Genomic DNA, 24046 nt, shown 5'->3' on the forward strand with positions numbered 1-24046 from the left:
GTAAATATCATTGGCTGGATGCAAAAATTTGGAGTAACGACGATCAAAATGTGGGAGCGGCGGTATGACGATTCGACTTGCCTCCCACATGTTTAGTCCGTGTACACCCGTCTAGTTATTTCCACCAATATTCAACTTGCACACCAACGTTCGCCCCATGCCGCGCCGTGCCGTAGGAGCCGGTGTCTGACAACGCCGACCCCGCCGCCAATTCATTCGCCGCGCGCTTGGCCGCTTCGTTCCACGTTGCATAGGTGTAGTACAAGCGCACTTGCGGCCGCGCCCAGAAATCCGGGCCTTTGGGCGACCAGGTTGGGGCGAAGGTAAATTTGCTCAGCTTGCGCGTGCCGCCGCTGGCGTCGACCTGATCATGCCCAAGCTCGGTGACCAGCTTGAACTGCTCGCTGATGGCGTACGCCGGGCGCACACCGAGGGACATCCAGGTCTGATCCTGGCTGCCGGGACGAATGTCCTTCTGGTACACCGCCTCGATCTGCCCACCGAAACGCGGAGTCACCTGCCAGTCGAAAAACTCCACGGCGCGGTAACTTTTGCTGCTGTTATCCAGGAAGGTATTGCCGGTGTAACCCAGGCCAGTGCCTGGGCCTTCGCCATACTGCAAGGCAAACTTGTTCTTGGCGCCCAGGAAAGGTTTTTGCACGTGCTGCGCGGTGATCGCCCAGCCGCTGTTGGTGTCACGCCCGCCCGCTTTTTCGATGTAGCTCAAGCCCAGCTCCAATTCGCCGCCAGGGTTAGTCTTGAAGCCTGCGACGTTGAAGTCGTGACGGGTGGCGTATTCCTTCTGGTACAGGTTGTCCTTGCGGGAAATCGCGTAGCTGTACTTGAGGTCGCCGATCAGTACGTCCTCGATCCCCCCGCCCGTGGCGCTCTGGTTCCAGTAGTAGAAGTCGGAGATATGGATGTCGTTACGCTTGTAGTAACGCCGACCGGCCCACAGCGAGCCGCCATTGAGGCTGGGCAGGTTGGACCACTGCGCATACATCTGCGGCATGCGCGCGGTGCCGTTGTTCTCGCCCTGGAACTTCAGTTCACGGTCGTACTTGTTGTAGAGCGACGCCATGGCATCGACGCTGAGCACCGAGCCGTCGTCGAGGGTAACCAGGTCCTGGCGCAACTCCAGTTCGCCGTACTGCTCGCATTCGTTACCCAGGCGGTATTTGGTTTGCGCCCCCGGCAGTTGGAAACATTGCTGTGGGCCGCTGCCCGTTGAAGTCCCCGCGCCACTGCGCACGTAACCGGCAAATTCCAAGGCTTGAGCGCCAATAGGCAGGCTTAAACAAGACGCAACGAGGCCCAGCTTTATTGTTGTTTTCATAAAGCACTCCGATATTTTTATTATGTTTTTTCAAAGCGCCCCGTGCTCCCACACGGGGTTACAACGAGTCTCAGTCCTTGAGGTGCAGCACAAACGATTCGTAAGGACGCAGCGCCACCGTGGCGGTACGTTGCGGGCAGTCGGGGTAGTTGCTGATCAGCAGGCGTTGTTCACTTGCAGGGTTGATCACGGTGTCCGGCAGTTGGATGTCGCAGGGCGTGCCGTAGAAGTTGTTCAGCACCAGCAGGCGCTCGCCATGGCCTTCGCGCAGGTACGCCCAGACCTGTAAGTGGTCTTGCAGCAGTTGACGGTACACACCTTCTTGGATCAGAGGCTCATGCCGGCGCAAGGCAATCAGCACACGGTAGTGATGCAGCACTGAATCCGGGTCATCCAGCTGGCTTTCGACATTGATTGTTGAAGCATTTTCCGGAATACCGATCCAGGGCTCGCCGGCGCTGAAACCCGCATTTTCCGCCGCATTCCACTGCATCGGCGTGCGACCGTTGTCCCGCGACTTCTGCATGATCGCCGCCATGCTCGACGTCTCGGACTCGCCGACATCGCGCTTGAGGCGGAAGATATTCAGCGTCTCCACATCGCGGTACTGCTCGATCCTGTCGAAGCCCGGATTGGTCATGCCCAACTCTTCGCCCTGGTACACGAACGGCGTGCCCTGGAGGAAGTGCAGCGCGGTGGCGAGCATCTTGGCCGAGACCACGCGGTGCTCGCCGTCATCGCCAAAACGCGAGACCACCCGTGGCTGGTCGTGGTTACACCAGAACAGCGCGTTCCAGCCGCCACCGGCTTGCATGCCCATTTGCCAGTCGGAGAGGATCTGCTTGAGTTGCAGGAAATCGAAGTCAGCTTTCACCCACTTCTGCAGGTTCGGGTAGTCCACTTTCAGGTGATGAAAGTTAAAGGTCATCGACAGCTCTTTCGACTCCGGCCGCGAGTAGCGAATGCAGTGTTCGAGGCTGGTGGATGACATCTCGCCGACATTGATCAGGTCATGCCCTTCGAAGACTTCGCGGTGCATTTCCTGCAGGTATTCGTGCACATTCGGGCCGTCGGTGTAAAAGCGGCGGCCGTCGCTGTTGTCTTCGGGAAAGTCGGCGGGCTTGGAGATCAGGTTGATCACGTCCAGGCGGAAACCGCCCACGCCCTTGTCGCGCCAGAAGCGCATCAGCTTGAACACTTCGGCGCGCACCTGGGGGTTGTCCCAATTGAGGTCGGCCTGGGTGTGGTCGAACAGGTGCAGGAAGTACTGGCCGGTTTGCGCCTCGTATTCCCAGGCCGAGCCGCCGAACTTGGATTCCCAGTTGTTCGGCTGGTCGCGCCAGATGTAGAAGTCGCGGTACGGGTTATCGAGGCTGCTGCGCGCCTGCTGGAACCACTCGTGCTCGATGGAGGTGTGGTTGACCACGATATCCAGCATCAGCTTAATGCCACGTTTGGCCGCTTCGCTGATCAGCAGGTCGCAGTCGGCCATGGTCCCGTAGCTCGGGTCGATGGCGTAGTAGTCGCTGATGTCATAGCCGTTGTCCCGTTGCGGCGAGCGCAAGAACGGGGTGATCCACAGGCAGTCCACGCCCAGCCATTTCAGGTAATCGAGTTTGTCCACGATGCCCAGCAGGTCACCGGTGGCGTTACCCGCGTGGCTGTGGAAGCTTTTGGGGTAGATCTGGTAGATCACCGAGTGTTGCCAGTTTTGCATGGTGGGTTCCTTCAGTAGAGTTGTGTGCTGGCGAAGGCGCCAGATCAGGCGACCCTGTATCCGGGCCGAACAATCTTCATGCTCAACGCACAGGTCAAAACAAACGGCACCACCATCGCGATGACCATGCCGATCACAAACACCGCGATGGATTGCGGCACGATCGAGATAAATCCAGGCAAGCCCCCCACCCCAATGGCCGAGGCCTGCACCTTGTTCAGCGCGAGGAAAATGCTGCCCAGCGCCGAGCCAACAAGGGCCGCATAAAACGGAAACTTGAAGCGCAAATTCACCCCGAACATCGCCGGTTCAGTGATGCCGAAATACGCCGAAATTGCCGAAGTCGAAGCCATGCTTTTGTCCCGCGCATTGCGGCTCATGTAGAACACCGCGAGCGCGGCGCTGCCCTGGGCCAGGTTGGACATGACGATCATCGGCCAGATAAAGGTGCCGCCCTGGGTGGAGATCAGTTGCAGGTCCACGGCAAGGAACATGTGGTGCATGCCGGTGATCACCAGCGGCGCATACAGCAGGCCGAAAATCGCCCCGCCGACCATCGGCGCCAGGTCAAACAGGGTGACCACGCCTTCGGTGATCAGGATGCCGAGGTGACGGGTCACCGGGCCGATAATCGCCAGGGCCAGCACACCGGTAACGACGATGGTGGTAATCGGCACGACGAGCAGTTGAATCGCATTGGGCACCCGCGCCCGCAACCATTTCTCGATCACGCTCATCACATACGCCGCCATCAGGATCGGCAGGATCTGCCCCTGGTAGCCGACTTTTTCGATCTGGAACCAGCCAAAAATATCGAAGTACGGCAGGCTCTGGCCGTCGAGCCCGGCCACGGCTTTGCCGTAGTTCCAAGCGTTGAGCAGGTCCGGGTGCACCAGCATCAGGCCCAGCACGATGCCAAGGATTTCACTGCCGCCGAAGCGCTTGGCCGCCGACCAGCCGACCAGCGCCGGCAGGAACACGAACGAGGTGTTGGCCATCAGGTTGATCAGGCTCCACAGCCCATCCAGGTTTGGATAGGCCTCGAGCAGCGTCTTGCCCTCGATGAACATGCCCTTGGCGCCCATCAGGTTGTTCACGCCCATCAACAGGCCGGCGATGATCAGCGCGGGCAGGATCGGCATGAACACATCGGAAAACACCCGCACCAGGCGCTGCATAGCGTTGGTCTTGTCGGCGCCCTTCTTCTTCACATCGGCGATGGTGGCGGCGGCGAGACCGGTCTGTTCGCGCAGGGCGGCGTAGACCCTTTCCACTTCGCCGGGACCGATCACCACTTGGAACAGGCCGCCGGTGAAGAACGAACCCTTGACCAGATCGACCTGGCTCAGCGCGCTGCCATTGACCAGGCTCGGGTCCTTGAGCGCCAGGCGCAGGCGGGTCACGCAGTGGGCAGCTTGCTCAAGGTTGTCGCGGCCCCCGAGGTTTTCGAGGATCTCGCGGGCAATGTTCGAATAGTCGTGGCTCATGCTTGTTTTCCACTTTGATTTTTTTATTTGAGGGGCAGTCATTGGCAGCACGCCGAGGGCAAAAGTACTCGTCTGTACGAGTTAAAGCAACAGCTCGTCTGTACGAGTCTGATTTTGTTTATTTCCTGTAGGCCGCCGCATCGCTGCAAGCCGCATAAATCCAAGGGCCTAATGGACAAACCCCCTCTCTGCCACTAAGGTTCCTGCCTTGACCGCAACCCCGGCAAAGAGCCATCCCCATGAGCAAATACAACCAGATCTACACGGATCTGCTTGCCAGCATCACCACCGAACGCCTGCAGCGCGGCACGCGCCTTCCCTCCGAAACCGAACTGATGGACAGCTACCAGGCCAGCCGAGGCACCGTGCGTCGCGCCATCGAGCAGTTGCAGGAGCGTGGGTTCGCGCAAAAAATCCATGGCAAGGGCACGTTCGTGTTGTCGCCCAACCCGATCGAGTTCCAACTCGGCGGCATCGTCAGCTTCCACGAAACCCACGCCGACCTGGGCGACGACGTACACACTGAAGTGGTCGAGTTCACCCAATGCCCACTGGAGGGTTCACTGCTGCAGCACATCGAAGCAGAGCCCGGTACGCTGATCACCCGCATCAAGCGGGTAAGGCGCATCGGCGGTAAACGCGTGATCCTCGACATCAACCACTTCGTCGCTGATGTGATCCCGGGTTTGGACCGCGACATCGCCGAACAGTCGATCTACGCGTTCATTGAACAGACCTTGCAACTGCAGATCGCCTACGCCCAACGCACTATCGAAGCCCTGCCACGCGGCAAGGACGACCAGGCACACCTTGACCTCGAAGGGCAGAGCCATGTGATCGTGGTGAGCAACCAGACGTTTTTGCAGGACGGGCGGCAGTTCGAGTACACCGAGTCGCGGCATACGTTGGACAAGTTTTACTTTTCGGATATTGCGCGCAGGTAAGCATCAACCGGGAAGATCATTGCACTGCGATACTTTTTGCCAGCCCTGCCGTCCATGCAGCAGTCATCTTCTCTCCTACCGCCGCGAACTTCGGAGATCGTGTTGTTCTCGCCCCGCGAAATGGTGGAGCGGCTCATGCCATGACGGTGCGCAAGCTGGCTCTGTGAAAGCCCCTCCGTTCTTTCGCACCAGACAGGGCATTCGCCAAGAAGACTGGCGGTGTCGGTTAGGGTTTTAAACATGGTTGCGTCCTACGAAACAGGATGGGGTAAACAAGGCAGTCAGTTGGAGAAAAGCGCTGACCACCTGTCACCGAACAGGGCGATGGCCAAGCCTGCGAGCATCACCATCGCCCCGGCCAACTTGACGAGAGACACCGGCCTTTCCGATGCCCCCATCAATCCGAAATGATCGATAACCAGTGAAGAGATAATCTGACCTGCGATAGCGAGGCCCAGTAGGGCTGACAGGCCGATTTTTGGCGCAAGCACCACATAACTAAGCAAGGCACCGGCACCCAGCAGACCGCCCAGCAGGCTCCACCAGGGCTGGGCAGGTATAGCCGCCAGTGAGGCCACTATCCCGCCACGCATCAATGAAAAGACGCCCAGGCATACCGCTCCGGCAGTAAATGAGAACAGCGCCGCCGCTACGGAATCTCCACCCACACCTTTAGCGAGTTGACCATTCAGCGTGGTCTGCAGGGTTATGCCAAGCCCTGCGGCGATGGCCAGCAGGTAGTAGGCTGCGTTCATCTCGCGTCTCCTTACTTGGCTGACTCAAGCGGCATAAATGTCTCGGCAAAAATATCCGGCTGGTAGCCTGCGGCAGCAAACAGATGCTCACGGGATTCGTCGATTGCTGCACGCAGCCTTTCGCTGTCCACGCCCAGCACCTTGCCGCCGCGCTTGACGATGCGCCCGCCAATCATGACCGTGTCGACATTGCTGCGTTCGGCCGCGTGTACCACGGTGCCGAATGCGTTACCCGACGGGTAAAGGTTGATGTCCTGCGCGTTGATAAGGATCAGGTCGGCCTGTTTGCCGGGGGCCAGGCTGCCGACTTTGTCCTGCAATCCGGCACAGGTAGCGCCGTCGAGAGTGGCGGCTTTGAGCAGGCCATGAGCAGGCAGGGTCACCGGATGATGTGCTGCGCCGCAGCAGCGCTGCTGATGCATGCCCATGACGCGCTGCAGATAGAACGCCACCCGCATCTCCATGAACATGTCACCGCTGTAGGAGGTTTCGTTATCGACACTCAGCCCCGGACTGATGCCGTGACGCTGGGCCGACTGCATGGCGAACATTCCATCTTCGATGCCGTAGTGGGCATCTGAACGCGGGCATACGTTGACCCGCACGCCAGCCTCGCGAAGGATTTTCCAGCCGGCGTCCGGCAGCGAGGTGCAGTGGTTGAAGATGTTATCGGTGCGCAGCAGGCCCTCGCGATGCAAACCCTCCAACTCAGCTGCCATGTCCCCACCAAAAAACTCAGTGATGATCGGCAGCCCCAGACGCCGGGCTTCAGCCCACAGTTCAGGTTCCAGCTGCGCCATCACCGCCAGCGAGAGCAGCGGGTTGTCACCGTTCCTGACGTATTTTTCCTGCAGGCGCTCTAGGTTGCCGGGCCAATGGGCTTTGTCCCATTCACCAGAAACCGGCGCACCGGAGGCGTGTACAGACCGGATACCAGCATCGAGCAGCGCCTCGACCGCGGCGTCGGAGTGCGCGCCGGTGCGGCTGTTGTGCGAGTTATCGACCACGGTCGTGATGCCCGCATCGATGCAGCCCAATGCAGTCAGTAGATTGCCGATATACATGTCAGCCGGGCGATAGTATTTGGCGAACGAGAAGTGCGTTGCGTTGCAGTAGTCTTCCAGGGTTTGGGCATTCGGATTGATTCGACGCAGTTGGCCCTCCCAGGAGTGACGATGCGTATCGACCATGCCGGGCATGGCAATCATGCCGGATGCCTCGAGAACAACGGCGTCGCCGGCCTCGATGTTTTCACCGATGGCCGTGATGGTGCTGCCCTCGATAAAGATATCGCCGCGCGCCAGATTACCGATATCGCCGTCCATGCTCAGCACAGTGGCGCCGCGGATAAGGGTGCAGGCGGCGGGAGCGGCCGGGGCCAGCACGATGCTGCGGTTATATTCGGCCATTTTCTGTACACCTCTTCACATTTCGTTGGAAGCAATGTACGCAAGGCGATACTGCGGGAAAAAGATGGTAAAACTGTTTTAATTATTCAATTTCCACGAATAATAAGGCCTTTCCCGATCACTGCTTTGAGGCTGCTAACAGTCATGGACCGTATTCAAGCGATGCAGGTTTTCGTCCGCGTGGCTGAGGCAGGAAGCTTTATCCAGGCGGCACAGACGCTCTCTTTGCCAGCCTCGACGGTCACCAGCAGCGTTAAAAATCTTGAGAAGTACCTGCAAGTGCGCTTGCTGAACAGAACCACACGGCGAGTCAGCCTGACGCCTGAGGGCGCTCAATATCTGGCGCAATGCCGGGAAATATTGGAGCTGATCGAACACACAGAGACCAGCCTGACGGATTCCGTAAAGCGGCCACAGGGGCGTTTGCGTGTCGATATGCCGGGTGGCATTGCACACTTCATCGTCATGCCAAACCTGCAAGACTTTTACAGGCGCTACCCGGATATCTACCTGATGATAGGCGTGAACGATCGGCAGGTTGATCTGGTTCAAGAGGGTGTCGATTGCGTTATTCGTACAGGCGAGCTCGATGACTCAACGCTCGTTGCGCGCCCACTCGGCCGGTTTCGCTGGGTGACCTGTGCGTCTGTCGCCTATCTCGAAGAAAACGGTACTCCGCAAACTCCGCAAGACTTGTCTCACCACCGGGCCATCCATTACTTCTCGGGCCGCGCACGGCAAGCAAGCGAAATGCGCTTCGCCCGTGGCACCGACAAGATCTCAGTCCCTGTGAACGGCAAAGCGGCTGTCAACGAGACTGGGCTCTATATCAAAATGTGCCTTGAAGGCTTCGGGCTAGTGCAGCTCGCTGAGAACGTGGTCAGCGAGCATCTGCGAGAAGGGCGGCTGGTTGAAGTGCTTGCTGACTGGCAGCCCGCATCGGTTCCTGTGCACCTGCTATACCCGCATCAGCGCTTTCTATCGCCAGCTGTGAGCGCATTCGCTGACTGGATTGCTGGGCTTGTTCGCGACGATGATTCAGCAGATTCAAGTTGAACGTTGCGCCCGGCCAGCATGCCGGTGAATGCGCCGGCTACGGAGATTGCGGCTGTGATCAGCAGCGGTGCTGTCCAGCCCCCGGTCCAGTCGTGCAGTTGGCCCAGCAGCAAGGGGCCTGCGGCTGCCATCAGGTAGCCGACGCACTGCGCCATGCCTGACAGTGCCGCCGTGTCACCGGCATTTTTTGTGCGCAAGCCGATGAAGGTCAGGCCAAGCATCATGCTGGCACCAGAGCCGAAGCCCAGGACCGCGGCCCACAACATGGCGTAGTCTGGCGCGTAAATGAGCCCGATCAGGGATGAGGCGGTTAACAGGCTGACGGTAGCGGCTGCCAGTTTCTGGTCTTTGAGACGGCGAAGCGTGGCCGCTAGAATCAAGCCGGGTATTGCCGTGGTCAGTTGAAGCGTGCCGTGTACCGTGCCTGCTTGCTCCGGGGATATGCCATGATCCATCAGAATGGTCGGCAGCCAGCCGACGGCAACATAAAAAGGCATCGCGTTCAGCCCCATGAACAGTGTGACCTGCCATGCCAGCGGCGAACGCCAGACGGCCACGGTTGGCGCTTGTTTCGGACCGGACAGCTTTACGTGCTCGTGTTTTTTCAACTGCGGCAGCCACACCACCAGCGCCAACAACGGGGCTGCGACCAACAAACTCAGGGCAATCGGCCACCCCCATGATTGGGTCAGCGGAATTATTACGGCTGAACCGACAGCGCCCGCTGCGCCCATCGTGATGGAGTATGCGCCGGTCATGGAAGCCATTTTTGTCGAGAAGTCGCGTTTGATCAGGCCGGGCAGCAGCACGTTGCCCAGGGCGATCCCTGTGCCTATCAGTATCGTACCGGCGTACAACGCGCATACGCTGCCTGCGGAGCGGAGCAGGATGCCCGATGAAATGACCACCAGTGCACCGAAAAGCGTGCGCTCGATGCCGAACCTGCGGGCGACCGATGCGCTGAGCGGGGAGAAGGCTGCAAAGGCAAGTAATGGCAGTGAAGTAAGCAGGCCTAGAGCTGAGGCGCTCAAGCCAAAATCATTCTGGATCAGCGGCAAAACGGGCGCGATGCTGGTAAAGGGAACGCGCAGGTTTACGGCAATAAGTAGAATGCCTGCCACGAGCGCAATAGCCCGCCACTTGTTTTTTGTGTCTGACATATTCTCTATCTGTCCTCGGAAAAGAGAACAACTGTAGAGAGTCCCAAAATTATCTAATATAGATATCAAGACACCTGATACCTAAATTATGCCAAGTTCAAAAAATGGCGTTTCCTCCCCGGAAGATTTCGATTCAGATCTTTTCGCTGAGGCAGCGATCGCCCTCAAGGTTGCGCCCGAACTCAATCATTCGAGTGTCAGCCCGCATGATCATCGTAAGGGGCAACTGATCCTGTCTTTGCAAGGTGCAGTGAGTTGTGAGGTACAAAATGCACTCTGGCTTGTCCCTCCCCAGCACGCGGTATGGATTCCGGGCGGTACTCCTCACAGTTGCCGAGTGACCGAAAACGCTCGTACCTGCTTTCTGTTTGTTGAGCCCGGCGCAGCAGCTATGCCTGAAGCGTGCTGTACGGTTGCAATCACGCCCCTTGTCCGGGAATTGATCCTGCATCTCGCTGAACAGGAACCTTCTTATCTGTCCGAGGGCAAGACAGCGCGACTGGTTGCAGTACTGCTTGAGCAGCTTTGCGATGCCCCGTTGAAAGAGCTGCACTTGCCGATATCAGACCACCCTAAGATCAAAAAAATCGCAGATACGCTTTTTGCAGACCCCGGCGACCGAACCACTTTGCGCGAGTGGGCCACTCGGCTTGCAACCAGCGAACGATCACTGGCCAGACTGGTGGAAAGCACGACTGGGCTGAGCTTCGGACGCTGGCGCCAACAGTTGCATTTGATGATCGCACTGAGTCATTTGGCGGAGGGTGTCTCCGTGCAGCGTGTGGCGGGCATTCTGGGATATGACTCTGTTAATGCCTTCATCACCATGTTCAAGAAAGCCTTGGGTAAACCGCCTACACAGTATTTTTCCTCGCTACGTTAACGCAGATAGCGCGATCAAAGCCTTAACGGGATGGGTGACGGCAAGCAATCCCATTCGATTTGACCGATATCGGATGGCCGGCACCCTTCCCGGCTCATCAATGAGGATCATTTTTCCCTATTGGTTGATCGACGTGCCAAACGCAACGACTCGGCAAAGGCGCCGAGCCGTGAAGAGCCGTGCTTAAACGAACGTCAGGACAGCGTTGAACACCAGTGCCGCGACAAAGCCAAGAGGCGCTGCGCGAAACAGGAGCTGCTGGAACAATGAGCTGCGGCTATGCTCCGTGGTACATGAGCCTAATATCAAGCTGCCACCAGAGGAGAACGGCGAGATGGAGGTGGCTTGAGCGCCCACGACGATGGCCACGAACAGGATCATCGGATCGAGCCCCAGTGCCGTGGCAAGCGGTGGCACCAATGGGAACAGCGCCGGCGTCACCACCCCCAGTGTGCTGGAGAACAGTGACATGAACGCCGCCACCACACCGAAGACAATCGGTACCATGATCGGCGCAATGCTATTGCCCATCCACGATGCCAGCAAGCCGATGGTCCCGGCCTTGATCGCGACCGAAATCAGCATGCCCACACCGCAGATCATGATCAGCGTGCCCCAGGGCACGGACGCCATGGCCTTGCGTTCGTCGCCCAGTTTCAGCAAGAGCGCGATCACCGAGAACAGGCTGGCGATCAAACCGATGTCCATCTTCGAATTGATGAAGCTCACCGTGGAGTTGTCCGGGAAGACAATTTGCGCGATGGGCGCCGCCAGCACGATCACCATCATCGCCAACGTCAGCCACAGGGTGATTGTCTGCTCGCGGTTCAGCGGCGTCGGCACGGCGACCGCATAAGCGGACGCCTTCATCGCCTTGCCATGGCCGGTGAGAAACACCAATACCGAAATCACCGCCAGCGGTATCACCAAGGTACTGGCGAAAATCGCTGCGGCGTTGATGAAAGCCTCGTTTTCCGGGATGCCGGCATTGACCATCAAGCCACGAAAAATGATACCACTCTGGCTGGAGACGAAGTTGGCTCCGCTCAACGCGCCATAGTTGACCGCCATGCCGCCCGTGATCAGGCTCATCCCGGTGCGCTCACACAGCAGCAACGTGATGGGCGCCATGAACGCCAACACTGTGTAGTAGCCTGCCCCCATCGCCGAGATGGCGGTTGCCGTGAAGAAGACCGCGAACGGCAACAGTTGAGGCATCGACCGGCATCGATAAATCAGATGCTCCGCCAGCTTTTCAAGCGTGCCATTGACGGTGGCAAAACTATAGAACAGACAAACCGAGAAGATGATGAAGAAAATCTTCAGCGGCCACAGGCTGATGACTTCGGACGGGCTCAACCCCATACCGTAACAGCCGATCAGGTAAGCAAAAGCGATGGCAAACAGGCCTATGTTGATCTTGGTTTTGTAACCGAGGGCGACGGCGACAACGATTGCCGCGACGACGAGCAGGCTCATCATGATGGAAGTCCTATTGTTGTTATTGATGGTTTAGCGGGAAATGTCGAAGCCAAACAGCTTCGCTGGGTTGTCCTTGAGCACATGCGCCCGCTCGGCCGCGTCCGGCAGCAAGCCCTCGAGGAAAGCGACTTGCCGGGCATAGTCCGTCTGCTGTTCAAACTGAGTGTTGGGCCAATCGCTGCCCCAGACGAGTCGCTGGAGACCGCCACTCGCGTCGCGCACCAGAGCCAGCGCATGCGACGCCTGGGCCAGATCGGATTGACTGCGGTACGCGGCGGACAGCTTGAGCCACACCCCGTCATCCTTCAGCAACTCTAGAAACGCCTGATGGTTGGGGTTCCCTGCATTGATGCCCCCCGTCGGCAGGCCGAAATGATCGATGACCACGGTCACACCGCAGGCTCTGATGGCCGATACGATCAGCGCCAGGTCATCGATGCCGCGCTGAATTTCCACTTGCCATCCCCGCAGCGCTAATTGCTGGAATAGAGCGGTCCAGGCTGGGCCGCTGTAATCCGCCAGCGCCTTACCAATGAGATTCAAACGGATGCCGACCACACCGGCTTCTGCCAATTCGTCCAACTGGGTTTCGCTGACGGCGACATCCACCACCGCCACCCCACGCAAGCGCTGCGGATAACGGCGCAACGCGTCGAGCATGAAGTGATTGTCGGTGCCCAGAAAGCTCGGCTGAATCAACACGCCGTGTGAAAAACCGTGGCGATCCAGGTGATCCAGGTATTGCTCCACCAAAGCGTTGTAACCCGGGCTGTAGCGACGGTTGGCAACCATCGGCAGATCCTGGCGGAAGACGTGGGCGTGCGTGTCCACACCGGTGAAGGCAGGCGGGTGAAGGCTGGTCATAAACAGATAACCCCGATCGTTTGTTGTTATGGCAAATCACCTGCCGCCCATGAGAAACCAGGTCCTTTGGCCTAATCTGCCATCGTCAGCATGTGTATAGAAGCTGAAATTCATATATATGACTAGATAACCATATATTCAGGGATAGATATCTGTCAAACCTCACACAGGTGATAAAGTGGCTCCGCATGCCGAAAAGGAATCAAAGAAAAAATGAACGCCCCTACACTCGGATACGACGAGCGCTTGCCGCTCTATCAGCGCTTGCGAGAAGAAATGCTCGCCAAGATCGGCACCGGCGAATGGATGCCAGGCTCGCCCATCCCCACGGAGACCGAGCTCACCAAACACTATGGTGTGGCCATCGGCACGGTACGAAAGGCCGTGGACACACTGGTCAATGAAGGCCTGCTCCTGCGCAGCCAGGGCCGTGGCACCTACGTGCGCCGCCCCAACTTCGATGCCTCACTGGCGCGATTCTTCAGGCAAGTGAATGCCGCGGGTGGGCGAGAAATACCGACCAGCAGCATCCTGGCAAAGGACCGGCAAAAACCCTCACAGCCGGTGGCAACAGCACTGAAGTTGGCGGACGACGAAGACGTCGTGCACCTGGAGCGGCTGCGGATGGTTGAAAGCCGCACACTGTTTCACGAGGATATCTGGCTCCCCGTCACACGATTCGGCGTATTGCTGGACATTAATTCCGAAAGCTTCGGCAAACTGCTCTACCCGTTTTATGAAACCCAGTGCGGCCAATGTATCGGCTCGGCGACCGAGACCCTCACCGTGCAGCAAGCCGACCGGGGCATCGCCAAAATCCTTTCGATCAAAGAAGGCGCCCCGGTCGTCACCATCGAGCGCACCGCCCTCGGCTATGACAGCTCCCCACTCGAATACCGAATTTCCCGCGCGGCGGCCGAGGGGTTCAGGTACCAGATCGATATCTCATGAGCCCAGTGGCAAGGGCACCCACGCCCTCGCCGCCCGGTGTCGGGATTACGCAGGCGGTCCAACCGATCCAGCGCCAGCTCACCGAGCATGATGATCTGTGCAATTCCCAACAACGCATTACGACTCGGCCACTGAAACGTCTCCGCCAAGTCGCAGGCCATTACATTGGCGACGCCAAGGATCCACAGGCGTGAACCAGCAAGCTTTCGGTGTCGAATCCGGGTTAACCGCATACATCGTGCTCGGGCCCAGTTGCGGGTTTTGATGTCTTCGGTGTTGAGGGAATGGTCGAGGGAGTTGGCCTTATGAGCACCACATTTGGAGCAAAACCGATAGGGAATTTTAGATGAGCGTCGGCTTAGGGGCCAGACTGTGTGAAAACGCATGCGCCGTATTGAAGTCTCGTTGCTACGTAAAATCTGCGAGCGTTTTGTTAATCAGCGGCCCGAAAATTTGCGTGAGAGCGCGATGTTCGTTCCAGTCCTGACTGAAAAATCTGCTCCAAAACGTCTTCACACAGCCTGGGTCGATTGCCGCTATTCGCGAAGTGCATCTTAGGGTCTTTAGCCGGCAACAGAAGGGAGAAATGAGCTATCAGCGACATCACCGTGTCGATCTTTTAGCTTGCTGAAACGTTTCATCACGTTTATAAAAATGGCACAACTCCAAGAAAGGCTGCCGCCATGACCCCGCTCAAACTTTTTGTTGCCCTCAGCGCACTGTCCGCTGCCTCCCACGCCATGGCCTGGGATTACGTTCTGCTCGACACTGACAAAGCCGCCCAGAGCTGGCAGATCACCAGTCAGCAACTCGGAATAAAAACCGACAAACCCTTCAGCGTTACCTTGCGCACCTTGCACGGCGGTCGGCAGGAGGGCGTCAGCATCGTCGACATCGATAACGGCACGATGAAACTCTCGGTAGTGCCGACTCGCGGAATGAACGTCTTGCAGGCCTCGGTTGGCAATGTACGCATGGGCTGGGATTCGCCGGTCAAGGAAGTGGTCAATCCGTCTTTCATCGAACTCAATGGCCGCGGTGGTCTGGGCTGGCTGGAAGGTTTCAATGAGCTGGTCACCCGCTGCGGATACGAATGGGTCGGCCACCCCGGCGTCGACAACGGCGAACTGCTCACCCTGCACGGTCGGGCCGCCAACATTCCTGCGAATAAAGTCACGCTGCATATCGATGAAAAACCACCGTACGCCATTACCCTGCGCGGCGAGCTGAAAGAGCAGGCGTTCAAGAAGGTCGACTTCTCGGTCGCGACCGAACTGGTCACCGAACCCGGCAGCGTCGTGTTCGCCCTCAACGACACCCTGACCAACAACGGCGACTATCCGAAGGAATACCAGGCGCTTTATCACAGCAACTTCAGCACCCCTTTCCTGGAGCAGGGCGCTCGTTTCGCCGCGCCGGTGAAACAGGTGTCGCCGTTCAACGACAAGGCCAAGGACGATCTGCCCGACTGGCAAACCTACCGCGCACCGACCAAGGACTACGACGAAACGGTGTACAACGTGGTGCCGTATGCCGATGCCAAGGGTGATACGTTGACCGTGTTGCATAACAAGGCCGGTAGCCTGGGCGTTTCGGTCGGCTTCAATACCCAGACACTGCCCGTGTTTTCCCTGTGGAAAAACACCGACACCCAAGGCCAGGGCTATGTCACGGGGCTGGAGCCGGGGACCAGTTTTTCCTACAACCGCCGTTATCAGCGACCACTGAATCTGGTACCGACAATTGGGCCCAAGGAACACAAGCAGTTCCGCATCAGCTATAGCTTGTTGGCGGATAAGGCGGCGGTAGATAGAGCCTTGAAGCAGGTTAGCGAGATTCAGGATGGGCGGGAGACTGAGGTGCGGCAGACGCCGTTGGTTGATCTTACCAAGGGGTGACAGGGGCTGGAGCATTGTCGCCCGATATTGCAGCCCATCGGCCATGTGTTCGCGTCTGATCCCGTCGGCTTGTTCAAGGTCCACCAGCGAGCGCGCGACCTTGAGCGGCGATGGGCTGCTTGCAACGGTTCGGTCACTGTCCTCGGTTGGCCGACTGCAGCCCGTCCAATTCGAGATCACTGCGAAGACGCGACTCGCTGTGGAGGAATGGGTACAACAGGCTCGACTTAGAAATAGGGACTTTCTGTTTCCAAGTTGGCTAAAAACTTCCGAGCATCTATCCACGCGTCAATACTCACGCATAGTGGAAGCCTGGGTAAGCTCCATCGGCCTCGACCCAGTGCCATATGGTACTCATACGATGCGTCGTACCAAGGCTTCATAGATCTATCGATGAACGAAAAACATCAGAGCAGTACAGATACTTCTCTGTCACACCAAGCTAGAAAGCACTGTCAGATATCTTGGCGTCGAAGTGGACGACGCGCTTGAGATGGCTGAGCAGACTGAAGTATGAGCGGGTAACGGCGACGGGGCAGTTCACCGCGTCGCCTTCGGCCAATAGCTGTCCTTCATGAATTTCGCTCAAACACCATCCTTTCCAGCGTATTGTCCTTCATCCAATAGTGATGAAACAGACCCGCCACCGCGTGCAAACCAATCAACCAATATCCTGCAGTGCCAACCAGCTCATGCCAGTACTTCAGCTGTTTGGCGAAGTCCGGGGCAATGGCTACCGGTGCCGGCACGTGAAAGCCAAAGTAAGGGAACGGCTTATCGCCAGCTGCGAGCATCAGCCAGGCGAGGATGGGCGTTGCGATCATCAGCCCGTACAGCGCCAGGTGTGTCAGATGCGCGATAGCGGTCTGCCAAGCCGGTGGTTTTGGGATGATCGGTGGTCGTGGGCTCAGGCGCCCGACCAGGCGAACCCACACCAGGGCGAAGATGCTTGTACCAAACAAGCCGTGAAAGCCCATGAGCAAACCCCGCGCTTCGCTGCCTTTGGACAGATAACCCTTGATTTCAACACAGGCATATACCCCGACGAACAGGGCGAGCATCAGCCAGTGCAGGGCTATTGAAAGTTTTCCATATCGGGTTACGGCGGTGTCGCTGGTCATAAGAAGCGCCTGTTGATTGTTGTGAGGGACCGTTGATCCGGTTTCCTTGAACCGGCTGCGTCACCCTGCTCGTCCTGCCTTAAGAGAGTCTGAAGATCGACCCAAAGGTTATTCCTCTTTCACCTTCAGACTTCGTTAAGAAATGGCTTGGATACTTCGCTCAATCTCATTGAGGAAGGCGTTCGGCCCATGCTCGATCTCGACTGGAACATCCCCCTGCCCTTGCATTTTGGCCAAGCTGAAACGTCACCGTTAACCTTGGCTGGTGCTTTGCCGAACGACGCTTTGCGAGCGACGTTCGAAGACTTTATCCAGCAGCGTTTTCGCAAGGCCCACGGCGCCGACATCCGCCACTTCATGCCCGAGCTGTTCGGTATGCACAACGTTGAGGGCCAATTGTGCGCAGTGGCCGGCGTGCGTCGCGCGCACCTTGAGCCGCTGTTTCTGGAGCGGTATCTGGATAAACCAATTGAGCCTTTGATCAGCGCGGCGGCTGATCACTCGGTAGACCGAAATGCCATTGTCGAGGTTGGCAATCTGGCGGCCAGCGACACCGGCAGCGCGCGCCTGAGCATCATCGCCATCACCTATTTGCTGGCCATGGGTGGCCTGGAATGGGTGACGTTCACTGGCAATATCGGACTGGTCAACAGCTTCCATCGTCTCGGACTGAAACCCGTGACCTTGTGCGCCGCTGATCCAGATCGACTGGGCGACGAGCGCCAACATTGGGGCAGTTATTACGAGAGCAAACCCTGGGTGCACGTCGGCAACATCCGCGCCGGGTTCGTCCACCTACGCAATATCGGCCTGTTCAGCCGCCTAGGTTTGCCGACCTCAATTGAAGGAGCCTGTCATGTCGCTTGAACTGCAACGCTTTCAGGAAACATTGCGCAAGCACGCCCAGCGTAATAACAACGCGACCGCTCTGTGGGGCGACACGCTGAAACTCGATTACGCCACCGTCTATGCAGAAGTGCTGTATCGCCAGGAGCGGCTGCGCGATGAGCAGGTGCAAGTCGTCGCCCTGGCGCTGGACAACGGCGTCAACGCAATGCTCTGGGATCTGGCGGTGTTGTTCGAAGGGTTGACCTGCGTAACGCTGCCGCCGTTTTTCAGCGCGGCACAACGCGCCCATTGTCTGGAGCAGAGTCAGGCCGAACGCGTGATTGCCGAACCGGAGTTGGACCCCGAACTGCGCGCTGCCGGCTATGAGCAACGCGGCGAGTTCTGGTGCCGCGCCTTTAGCAGCCAAAGACACATGCCGATTGGCACCGCCAAACTGACCTTCACGTCCGGCACCACCGGCACGCCGAAAGGTGTTTGCCTGAGTGCCGACAGCTTGCTGCGGGTCGCACGAGAGCTGGATCAGGCGAGCGAAACCACCGGCCCGCAACATCACTTGGCGCTGCTGCCATTGGCGATACTACTGGAGAACCTAGGCTGTTATGCCGCGCTGTATGCCGGTGCGATGCTCAGTTTGCCGAGCCAGAAAACCCTCGGTATTCAGGGCGCCAGTGGCGTCGATGTGCCGCACCTGTTGGGTTATCTCGCCGGGCGTGCGCCGGAGAGTCTTATCCTGGTGCCACAGCTGTTGCTGATGCTAGTCAGCGCCGCCGAACAGAAAGCCTTCGCCCCGCAAACTCTGCGCTTTGCGGCGGTCGGTGGTGCAAGAGTTTCCAAAGATTTGCTGGACCGTGCGCAACGGGTCGGCCTACCGGTTTTTGAAGGTTACGGTTTATCCGAATGCGCGTCAGTGGTGTGCCTCAACCGCCCCGGCGCACTCAGACCCGGCAGCGTCGGTCGACCGCTGCCCCATGTCGAAGTGCGGTTGGCCGAAGACGGTGAAGTGCTAATCAAGGGCTCGACGCTGCTCGGCTATCTAGGGGACACATCGTACGCCGATGAGTGGTGGCCGAGCGGCGACCTGGGCGAGTTCGACCCGGAAGGTTTTCTTTATCTCAAGGGGCGCAAGAAGCATCAGTTCGTCACCAGTTACGGGCGTAACGTCAACCCGGAATGGGTCGAGTCCGAGCTGACCCAACGCCGCCACATCGCCCAGGCGTTCGTTTACGGTGAGTCCTTGCCGCGCAATCACGCCCTGCTCTGGCCGCATCGCCCGGACTGCACCGATGCCGAACTAGCCGCTGCCGTCGCCGAAGCCAACGAGGCATTGCCCGATTACGCACAGGTGCATCAGTGGACGCGTCTGCCACAACCCTTCACTGCAGCCAATGGCTTTCTAACCGCCAATGGCCGCCCACGCCGCGACGCCATCGTCACGCAGTACCACGCCCAATTGACCGAATCCGTTGTCCGAGAGGAATCCGCATCATGAGTTTTTTCGACACCCTGCAAGCAGCCACACAGCGTGAACGCGACGAGCTGTTCAACCTGCCGATTATCCACGATGCGTTGCACGGTAAGGTTAGCCTCGATAGCTATCGGGCTTTTCTCGCACAGGCTTACTATCACGTGCGCCACACCGTGCCATTGATGATGGCATGCGGCGCACGTTTGCCGACGCGTCTGGAATGGTTGCGCAAAGCCGTGTGCGAGTACATCGAAGACGAATACGGCCACGAACAATGGGTACTCAACGACATTGCGGCCTGCGGAGGTGATCGCAAGGCCGTGCATGATGGCCAGCCTTCGCTGCCGATTGAGCTGATGGTGAGCTTCCTTTATGACCTGATTGCCCGAGGCAACCCGGTGGGTCTATTTGGCATGGTCAATGTCCTCGAAGGCACGAGTATCGCCCTGGCCACACACGCGGCAGGGAGCATTCAGGAGCGCCTGGCGTTGCCGGAAACCGCCTTCAGTTACCTGAGCTCTCACGGTTCTCTAGACATCGAACACATGCAAACCTATCGCCGCCTGATGAACCAATTGGAAGATCCTGAGGATCAAGCAGCAGTGATTCATGCTTCAAAAGTCGTGTACCGACTGTACACCGACATGTTTTGTGGCCTGCCGCGTGACGCGGAGACCGAACATGCAGCTGCGTAACGCGCGCGTCGTCTTGACCGGTGCTAGTGGCGGTATCGGCATGGCTATCGCCGAAGCCTTGTGCGCCGCCGGTGCTCGAGTATTGGCCGTGGCACGGCATCAGGAAGCCTTGGCTCCACTGCTCAAACGCTACCCTGACGCCCTGTGCTGGGTCGCGGCTGACCTGACACTCCCAAGCGACAAACGCAAAGTACTCGCCGCCGCCGAAGAAATGGGCGGAGTCAATCTGTTGATCAACGCCGCCGGGGTGAACCACTTCGCCATGCTCGAACAGCTAGAAGACAGTGATATCAATGCGATGCTCGCGGTGAACATCAACGCGCCGATCTGCCTGACCAAGCTATTGCTGCCGCTACTCAAGCAGGCCGATAGCGCCATGGTAGTTAACGTCGGCTCGACCTATGGCTCGATCGGCTATGCCGGTTACGCCAGCTATTGCGCGACCAAGTTTGCCCTGCGCGGGTTTTCCGAAGCGTTGCGCCGAGAGCTGGCCGACACCCGGGTCAGCGTGCTCTACGTCGCACCGCGGGCCACCCGCACGTCGATGAACAGCGCGACGGCGCAAGCCCTGAACGACGCGCTCAAGGCCAACGTTGATGATCCGCAAACCGTGGCCTCGGCGGTGATCCACGCGATTGCCGGTGACCGCCGCGACCTGTATCTGGGATGGCCCGAACGCTTCTTCGTGCGCCTCAACAATCTACTGCCGCAACTGGTCGATCGAGGGCTGCGCAAGCAGTTGCCCCTGATCCGTCGCTTCAGCGAAAAACCCGAAAACGAGACCCTCAAGCCATGAAAAAAATCTTCGCGTGCCTGTTGATAGCAACCCTCAGCCAAAGCGTTTGGGCCCTGGAGGCCGCCGACCAGCAGCGCCTGAGCAGCATTCAACAAACCTGGGCGCACATCCAATATGAAGTGGCGGAGAAACAGCGCGCCGCCGCGTTCGAGCAGTTGTCCAGCGAAACCCAGGCGTTCACTGCGCAGCGCCCGGCGGTGGCCGAAGCCTGGATCTGGAAAGGCATTGTCACCAGCAGCTGGGCCGGCGCCGAAGGCGGACTCGGAGCGCTGGGCAAAGCCAAGGACGCTAAGGCCGACCTGGAGAAGTCCCTGACCCTCGACCCCAAGGCTCTGCAAGGCTCGGCCTATACCAGCCTGGCGGCGCTGTATGATCGTGTGCCCGGCTGGCCTATCGGTTTTGGCGACAGCGACAAATCTGAACAGCTGCTCAAGCAGGCGCTGCAACTCAACCCCGATGGCATCGACAGCCTATACTTCTGGGGCGATCACCTCTACCGTCAGAAACACTACGCTGAAGCAAAAGCGGCGCTGCAAAAAGCCCTGCAAGCGGCGCCGCGTCCTGGCCGTGAAACGGCAGATGCGGGACGCCGCAAAGAGATCGCCACTCTGCTGGTGGACGTCAACAAGAAACTCGACTGACAGGAGTCCGCGTGCGTTTATTACTGATTGAGGATGATGCGGCGCTAGGTGAAGGCATCCATCAAGCGCTGGGGCGCGAAGGCTACACCGTCGATTGGCTCAAGGACGGCAGCAGCGCGCTGCATGCCCTGCTCAGCGAAACGTTCGATGTCGCGGTGCTGGATCTCGGTTTGCCACGCATGGACGGTCTCGAAGTGCTGCGGCGCCTGCGCGACAGCGGCTCGAACCTGCCGGTGTTGATTCTCACCGCCCGCGATGCAACCGAAGATCGCATTGCGGGGCTGGATGCCGGTGCCGACGACTACCTGATCAAACCGTTCGACCTGGCCGAACTCAAGGCGCGATTGCGAGCGCTGTTGCGGCGCAGTGCCGGACGCGCGCAAGCGCTGATCGAACATGCCGGCATCATCCTCAACCCCGGCACCCAGCAGGTCAGCTACAAGGGCCATCCCGTAGCACTGACGCCCAAGGAGTATCAGTTGCTGCATGAACTGCTCTCACCTCCGGGCCGGGTGATGACTCGAGATCAACTGATTCAACTGCTCTATGGCTGGAGTGAAGAAGCGGAAAGTAACACTCTGGAAGTGCACATCTATCACCTGCGCAAAAAGTTCTCTACTGAGCTGATCCGTACCATTCGGGGTGTGGGCTATCTGGTGGAGGAACGCTGATGACTTCGATCCGTCGCCGTACATTGACGCTGATCATTGGCCTGCTGCTGGCCGGTCTGGCGGTGCTCAGCCTCTTCAATCTGCACGATAGTAATCATGAAATCGCCGAGGTTTACGATGCTCAACTGGCGCAGAACGCGCGCTTATTGCAAGGCGTGATGCGCATGCCGCTGGGGAGCAAGCAACACGCCGAACTGTACCGGGCCTTCAATAGCGCACTGGGCGAAGCGCTGCCGCGCGGCGATGGTCATCCATACGAACGGAAAATTGCTTTTCAGGTATGGAGCGCTGGCGGGGAGGTGTTGGTGCACACCGCCAGCGCGCCGTCCTTCAGTTCACCGCCGACGCAACCGGGTTTCAGTGCTGTGGTGGATGTGAACCATCGTCATTGGCGCGCCTTTCTCCTTGAAGACCCACAAAACGGCATGCGCATCTGGGTTGGCGAGCTCGATGATGTGCGCGCTGATCTGGTCGACCGCATCGTGCGTCATACGCTATGGCCGAACATCGTCGGCAGTTTACTGCTCGCGGCGATGGTCTGGCTCGCTATAGGCTGGGGCTTGAAGCCTTTGGCAAACATGGCCGAGACCCTACGTGCCCGCAACAGCGGCTCACTTGAGCCGTTGCAACTGGCACCGTTGCCCAGCGAACTTGAGCCCATGCAGGCGGCGCTCAACCGCATGCTCGCGCAGATTCAAGAAGTGCTTGGCCGTGAACGACGCTTCATTGCCGACGCAGCCCACGAAATGCGTACGCCACTCGCCGTGCTGCGAGTGCACGCGCAAAACCTGCTGGAGGCAGGCACAGAACAGGAACGTCGAGAATCGCTGGAATTCCTTATCTCAGGCGTTGATCGCACCAGCCGACTGGTCAACCAGTTACTGACCATGGCGCGACTGGAGCCCCAACCCAATCCGCCACCGCTACAGCGCATCGACCTCAACGAAACCGTGCGTAATAGTCTCGTGCAACTGACACCGTGGTTGTTGAGCAAAAACCTTGAACTGATATTCGATGTCAGCGACCAGCCATTTTATGTATTCGCCAACCCCTCCGCCATCGACATCGCGCTGGGCAACCTGATCACCAACGCAGCCAATTTCTCTCCCGAACACGGGGTAATCGCTGTGCAATTGAACCAGGCTGATGGCTTCTGTCATTTGACCGTCGACGACCAGGGGCCGGGAATTGATGAGTCATGTAGAGAGCGATTGTTTGAGCGTTTCTATAGCCGAGGAACGGCGCAAGGCGCCGGTTTGGGGCTAACCATCGTCAACACAATCGCCATGCGCTTGAACGGGCGTATCGCACTGGTAAACCGGGCCGAGGGAGGTTTGAGGGCTACGTTATCAATTCCAGCCAAAGAATAACCGCAAAGCATCAAATGATTATTCGTTTTGCAGAGTCGGCAAACATTGTGTGAGCCATGAGCTGTACCACATTTGTTGCTGAGTCAGACTCCCGCCAGCCATTACTTCCTCTGATAAGCACACTCGATACCATACCAGCATTGTCCAACTGAACATGGTATCGATGTCTTTTTATAGTGATTGTTGCACTGAGCACCATGGCCAGCGCCATTAACCACAGAGAAAATATCGTAACCATTATAATTTTTTTACACAAAATCAATTAGTTACTATAGGCACTTACTCACACGCAATTATCAACTAGACAATTCCACACTTTAAATAGAGGCCATAATAAAAAAAGCCAAACCCATGGAAAATACTATGATTAATAAACAACCTTCGATTTCTTTATTATCGCTGATACGAATTGACCCTACTGTCGACTTGGCGTTGCGCCATAAGTACTCAGTCCAACGTCAGACCTGCTAACGCTTTACGAAGTAGAAGCCTGGGT

Annotated in this window: 22 protein-coding genes and 2 pseudogenes; 13 read left to right on the forward strand and 11 right to left on the reverse strand. The window is 58.1% G+C overall.

All coding sequences use genetic code 11. The features are described from left to right. Positions 1-115: 115 nt before the first annotated feature. The 3 genes from AACY52_RS01275 to treP all read right to left on the reverse strand — a co-directional run bounded on the left by AACY52_RS01275 (position 116) and on the right by treP (position 4540). The gene (locus AACY52_RS01275) at positions 116-1336 is read right to left on the reverse strand and encodes a carbohydrate porin (RefSeq protein ID WP_339560178.1); all 1221 of its coding nucleotides are present in this window, start codon (positions 1334-1336) and stop codon (positions 116-118) included. 70 nt (positions 1337-1406) lie between these two features. Next, positions 1407-3053 (reverse strand): alpha,alpha-phosphotrehalase, encoded by a 1647-nt coding sequence (treC, locus tag AACY52_RS01280; protein WP_339493431.1) that lies wholly within the window; start codon positions 3051-3053, stop codon positions 1407-1409. Positions 3054-3097: 44 nt separating this feature from the next. Continuing rightward, positions 3098-4540 (reverse strand): PTS system trehalose-specific EIIBC component, encoded by a 1443-nt coding sequence (gene treP / locus AACY52_RS01285; RefSeq protein WP_339420593.1) that lies wholly within the window; start codon positions 4538-4540, stop codon positions 3098-3100. A gap of 239 nt (positions 4541-4779) precedes the next feature. Here treP and treR point away from each other — a divergent pair, with 239 nt between their 5' ends. Then, positions 4780-5484: a trehalose operon repressor gene (treR, locus tag AACY52_RS01290; protein ID WP_339420592.1), complete on the forward strand. Its 705-nt coding sequence runs from the start codon at positions 4780-4782 to the stop codon at positions 5482-5484. Here the strand turns inward: treR and AACY52_RS01295 are convergent. The 3 genes from AACY52_RS01295 to AACY52_RS01305 are packed head-to-tail and all read right to left on the reverse strand — an operon-like array spanning position 5457 to position 7648. Further along, positions 5457-5726 (reverse strand): helix-turn-helix transcriptional regulator, encoded by a 270-nt coding sequence (locus AACY52_RS01295; RefSeq protein ID WP_339455909.1) that lies wholly within the window; start codon positions 5724-5726, stop codon positions 5457-5459. The genes treR and AACY52_RS01295 overlap by 28 nt on opposite strands. Positions 5727-5765: 39 nt before the next feature. Continuing rightward, on the reverse strand, positions 5766-6239 hold the full coding sequence (locus AACY52_RS01300) for a DMT family transporter (RefSeq protein ID WP_339436002.1): 474 nt from the start codon (positions 6237-6239) through the stop codon (positions 5766-5768). A gap of 11 nt (positions 6240-6250) precedes the next feature. After that, on the reverse strand, positions 6251-7648 hold the full coding sequence (locus tag AACY52_RS01305) for an amidohydrolase family protein (protein WP_339506060.1): 1398 nt from the start codon (positions 7646-7648) through the stop codon (positions 6251-6253). 162 nt (positions 7649-7810) lie between these two features. Here AACY52_RS01305 and AACY52_RS01310 point away from each other — a divergent pair, with 162 nt between their 5' ends. After that, positions 7811-8704 (forward strand): LysR family transcriptional regulator, encoded by an 894-nt coding sequence (locus AACY52_RS01310; RefSeq protein WP_339560204.1) that lies wholly within the window; start codon positions 7811-7813, stop codon positions 8702-8704. On the opposite strand, the gene AACY52_RS01315 is transcribed toward AACY52_RS01310, so the two are convergent. Next, on the reverse strand, positions 8617-9864 hold the full coding sequence (locus AACY52_RS01315) for an MFS transporter (RefSeq protein ID WP_339560179.1): 1248 nt from the start codon (positions 9862-9864) through the stop codon (positions 8617-8619). The two genes, AACY52_RS01310 and AACY52_RS01315, sit on opposite strands and share 88 nt — an antisense overlap. Positions 9865-9952: 88 nt before the next feature. On the opposite strand from AACY52_RS01315, the gene AACY52_RS01320 reads away from it, so the two are divergent. Further along, positions 9953-10747 (forward strand): helix-turn-helix transcriptional regulator, encoded by a 795-nt coding sequence (locus AACY52_RS01320; protein ID WP_339420587.1) that lies wholly within the window; start codon positions 9953-9955, stop codon positions 10745-10747. Positions 10748-10930: 183 nt separating this feature from the next. Here the strand turns inward: AACY52_RS01320 and AACY52_RS01325 are convergent, their stop codons facing one another. Together AACY52_RS01325 and AACY52_RS01330 are read right to left on the reverse strand one after the other, a co-directional pair. Then, positions 10931-12229 carry an SLC13 family permease gene (locus AACY52_RS01325; protein WP_339560180.1) on the reverse strand — a complete coding sequence of 433 codons (1299 nt, stop codon included), beginning with the start codon at positions 12227-12229 and terminating at the stop codon, positions 10931-10933. A gap of 30 nt (positions 12230-12259) precedes the next feature. Continuing rightward, positions 12260-13093, reverse strand: a complete 834-nt coding sequence (locus AACY52_RS01330; protein WP_339435996.1) for an amidohydrolase family protein — start codon at positions 13091-13093, stop codon at positions 12260-12262. A gap of 213 nt (positions 13094-13306) precedes the next feature. Between AACY52_RS01330 and AACY52_RS01335 the strand changes: the two genes are divergently transcribed. Continuing rightward, complete coding sequence (locus AACY52_RS01335; RefSeq protein WP_339435995.1) at positions 13307-14044, forward strand: GntR family transcriptional regulator; 738 nt, start codon at positions 13307-13309, stop codon at positions 14042-14044. A gap of 41 nt (positions 14045-14085) precedes the next feature. Here AACY52_RS01335 and AACY52_RS32105 read toward each other — a convergent pair. After that, a pseudogene (locus AACY52_RS32105) lies at positions 14086-14290 on the reverse strand (hypothetical protein); the annotation flags it as partial. Between the two features lie 437 nt (positions 14291-14727). On the opposite strand from AACY52_RS32105, the gene AACY52_RS01340 reads away from it, so the two are divergent. Both AACY52_RS01340 and AACY52_RS01345 read left to right on the forward strand, forming a co-directional pair. Continuing rightward, a complete protein-coding gene (locus tag AACY52_RS01340; RefSeq protein ID WP_339420583.1) occupies positions 14728-15942 on the forward strand; it encodes an aldose 1-epimerase family protein in 1215 nt (404 codons plus the stop codon). Between the two features lie 157 nt (positions 15943-16099). Next, positions 16100-16459, forward strand: a pseudogene (locus tag AACY52_RS01345) (tyrosine-type recombinase/integrase); the annotation flags it as partial. A gap of 55 nt (positions 16460-16514) precedes the next feature. On the opposite strand, the gene AACY52_RS01350 reads toward AACY52_RS01345, so the two are convergent. Next, complete coding sequence (locus AACY52_RS01350; RefSeq protein ID WP_339560181.1) at positions 16515-17063, reverse strand: cytochrome b; 549 nt, start codon at positions 17061-17063, stop codon at positions 16515-16517. A 189-nt stretch (positions 17064-17252) separates the two neighbouring features. Here AACY52_RS01350 and AACY52_RS01355 point away from each other — a divergent pair, with 189 nt between their 5' ends. From AACY52_RS01355 to AACY52_RS01385, 7 genes are read left to right on the forward strand one after another with little or no spacing between them, the layout of a single operon-like run. Further along, positions 17253-17930, forward strand: coding sequence for a thermostable hemolysin (locus tag AACY52_RS01355; protein ID WP_339560182.1), 678 nt, complete (start codon positions 17253-17255; stop codon positions 17928-17930). Further along, the gene (locus tag AACY52_RS01360; RefSeq protein WP_339455921.1) at positions 17920-19401 is read left to right on the forward strand and encodes an AMP-binding protein; all 1482 of its coding nucleotides are present in this window, start codon (positions 17920-17922) and stop codon (positions 19399-19401) included. The genes AACY52_RS01355 and AACY52_RS01360 overlap by 11 nt, the downstream gene beginning before the upstream one ends. Further along, positions 19398-20072: an iron-containing redox enzyme family protein gene (locus tag AACY52_RS01365; RefSeq protein ID WP_339560183.1), complete on the forward strand. Its 675-nt coding sequence runs from the start codon at positions 19398-19400 to the stop codon at positions 20070-20072. The genes AACY52_RS01360 and AACY52_RS01365 overlap by 4 nt, the downstream gene beginning before the upstream one ends. After that, positions 20059-20868, forward strand: coding sequence for an SDR family oxidoreductase (locus tag AACY52_RS01370; protein ID WP_339420577.1), 810 nt, complete (start codon positions 20059-20061; stop codon positions 20866-20868). The genes AACY52_RS01365 and AACY52_RS01370 overlap by 14 nt, the downstream gene beginning before the upstream one ends. Further along, complete coding sequence (locus AACY52_RS01375) at positions 20865-21509, forward strand: tetratricopeptide repeat protein (protein WP_339420576.1); 645 nt, start codon at positions 20865-20867, stop codon at positions 21507-21509. The genes AACY52_RS01370 and AACY52_RS01375 overlap by 4 nt, the downstream gene beginning before the upstream one ends. Before the next feature lie 11 nt (positions 21510-21520). Then, on the forward strand, positions 21521-22180 hold the full coding sequence (locus AACY52_RS01380; protein WP_339420575.1) for a response regulator: 660 nt from the start codon (positions 21521-21523) through the stop codon (positions 22178-22180). Beyond that, complete coding sequence (locus tag AACY52_RS01385) at positions 22180-23550, forward strand: ATP-binding protein (protein ID WP_339438132.1); 1371 nt, start codon at positions 22180-22182, stop codon at positions 23548-23550. The genes AACY52_RS01380 and AACY52_RS01385 overlap by 1 nt, the downstream gene beginning before the upstream one ends. The last annotated feature ends 496 nt before the right edge of the window (positions 23551-24046 follow it).

Origin of the sequence: Pseudomonas sp. EA_65y_Pfl1_P113 (genome assembly GCF_963970525.1) — a bacterium.
GTDB classification, from domain to species: domain Bacteria; phylum Pseudomonadota; class Gammaproteobacteria; order Pseudomonadales; family Pseudomonadaceae; genus Aquipseudomonas; species Aquipseudomonas tritici.

Excerpts from the sequence above, each read along its gene's own strand:
- treP (WP_339420593.1), bottom strand. The coding sequence starts at position 4,540 with ATGAGCCACGACTATTCGAACATTGCCCGCGAGATCCTCGAAAACCTC.
- treR (WP_339420592.1), top strand. The coding sequence starts at position 4,780 with ATGAGCAAATACAACCAGATCTACACGGATCTGCTTGCCAGCATCACC.
- AACY52_RS01320 (WP_339420587.1), top strand. The coding sequence starts at position 9,953 with ATGCCAAGTTCAAAAAATGGCGTTTCCTCCCCGGAAGATTTCGATTCA.
- AACY52_RS01315 (WP_339560179.1), bottom strand. The coding sequence starts at position 9,864 with ATGTCAGACACAAAAAACAAGTGGCGGGCTATTGCGCTCGTGGCAGGC.
- AACY52_RS01360 (WP_339455921.1), top strand. The coding sequence starts at position 17,920 with ATGTCGCTTGAACTGCAACGCTTTCAGGAAACATTGCGCAAGCACGCC.
- treC (WP_339493431.1), bottom strand. The coding sequence starts at position 3,053 with ATGCAAAACTGGCAACACTCGGTGATCTACCAGATCTACCCCAAAAGC.
- AACY52_RS01300 (WP_339436002.1), bottom strand. The coding sequence starts at position 6,239 with ATGAACGCAGCCTACTACCTGCTGGCCATCGCCGCAGGGCTTGGCATA.
- AACY52_RS01355 (WP_339560182.1), top strand. The coding sequence starts at position 17,253 with ATGCTCGATCTCGACTGGAACATCCCCCTGCCCTTGCATTTTGGCCAA.
- AACY52_RS01340 (WP_339420583.1), top strand. The coding sequence starts at position 14,728 with ATGACCCCGCTCAAACTTTTTGTTGCCCTCAGCGCACTGTCCGCTGCC.
- AACY52_RS01350 (WP_339560181.1), bottom strand. The coding sequence starts at position 17,063 with ATGACCAGCGACACCGCCGTAACCCGATATGGAAAACTTTCAATAGCC.
- AACY52_RS01365 (WP_339560183.1), top strand. The coding sequence starts at position 19,398 with ATGAGTTTTTTCGACACCCTGCAAGCAGCCACACAGCGTGAACGCGAC.
- AACY52_RS01330 (WP_339435996.1), bottom strand. The coding sequence starts at position 13,093 with ATGACCAGCCTTCACCCGCCTGCCTTCACCGGTGTGGACACGCACGCC.
- AACY52_RS01375 (WP_339420576.1), top strand. The coding sequence starts at position 20,865 with ATGAAAAAAATCTTCGCGTGCCTGTTGATAGCAACCCTCAGCCAAAGC.
- AACY52_RS01310 (WP_339560204.1), top strand. The coding sequence starts at position 7,811 with ATGCAGGTTTTCGTCCGCGTGGCTGAGGCAGGAAGCTTTATCCAGGCG.
- AACY52_RS01295 (WP_339455909.1), bottom strand. The coding sequence starts at position 5,726 with ATGTTTAAAACCCTAACCGACACCGCCAGTCTTCTTGGCGAATGCCCT.
- AACY52_RS01385 (WP_339438132.1), top strand. The coding sequence starts at position 22,180 with ATGACTTCGATCCGTCGCCGTACATTGACGCTGATCATTGGCCTGCTG.
- AACY52_RS01370 (WP_339420577.1), top strand. The coding sequence starts at position 20,059 with ATGCAGCTGCGTAACGCGCGCGTCGTCTTGACCGGTGCTAGTGGCGGT.
- AACY52_RS01325 (WP_339560180.1), bottom strand. The coding sequence starts at position 12,229 with ATGATGAGCCTGCTCGTCGTCGCGGCAATCGTTGTCGCCGTCGCCCTC.
- AACY52_RS01305 (WP_339506060.1), bottom strand. The coding sequence starts at position 7,648 with ATGGCCGAATATAACCGCAGCATCGTGCTGGCCCCGGCCGCTCCCGCC.
- AACY52_RS01335 (WP_339435995.1), top strand. The coding sequence starts at position 13,307 with ATGAACGCCCCTACACTCGGATACGACGAGCGCTTGCCGCTCTATCAG.
- AACY52_RS01275 (WP_339560178.1), bottom strand. The coding sequence starts at position 1,336 with ATGAAAACAACAATAAAGCTGGGCCTCGTTGCGTCTTGTTTAAGCCTG.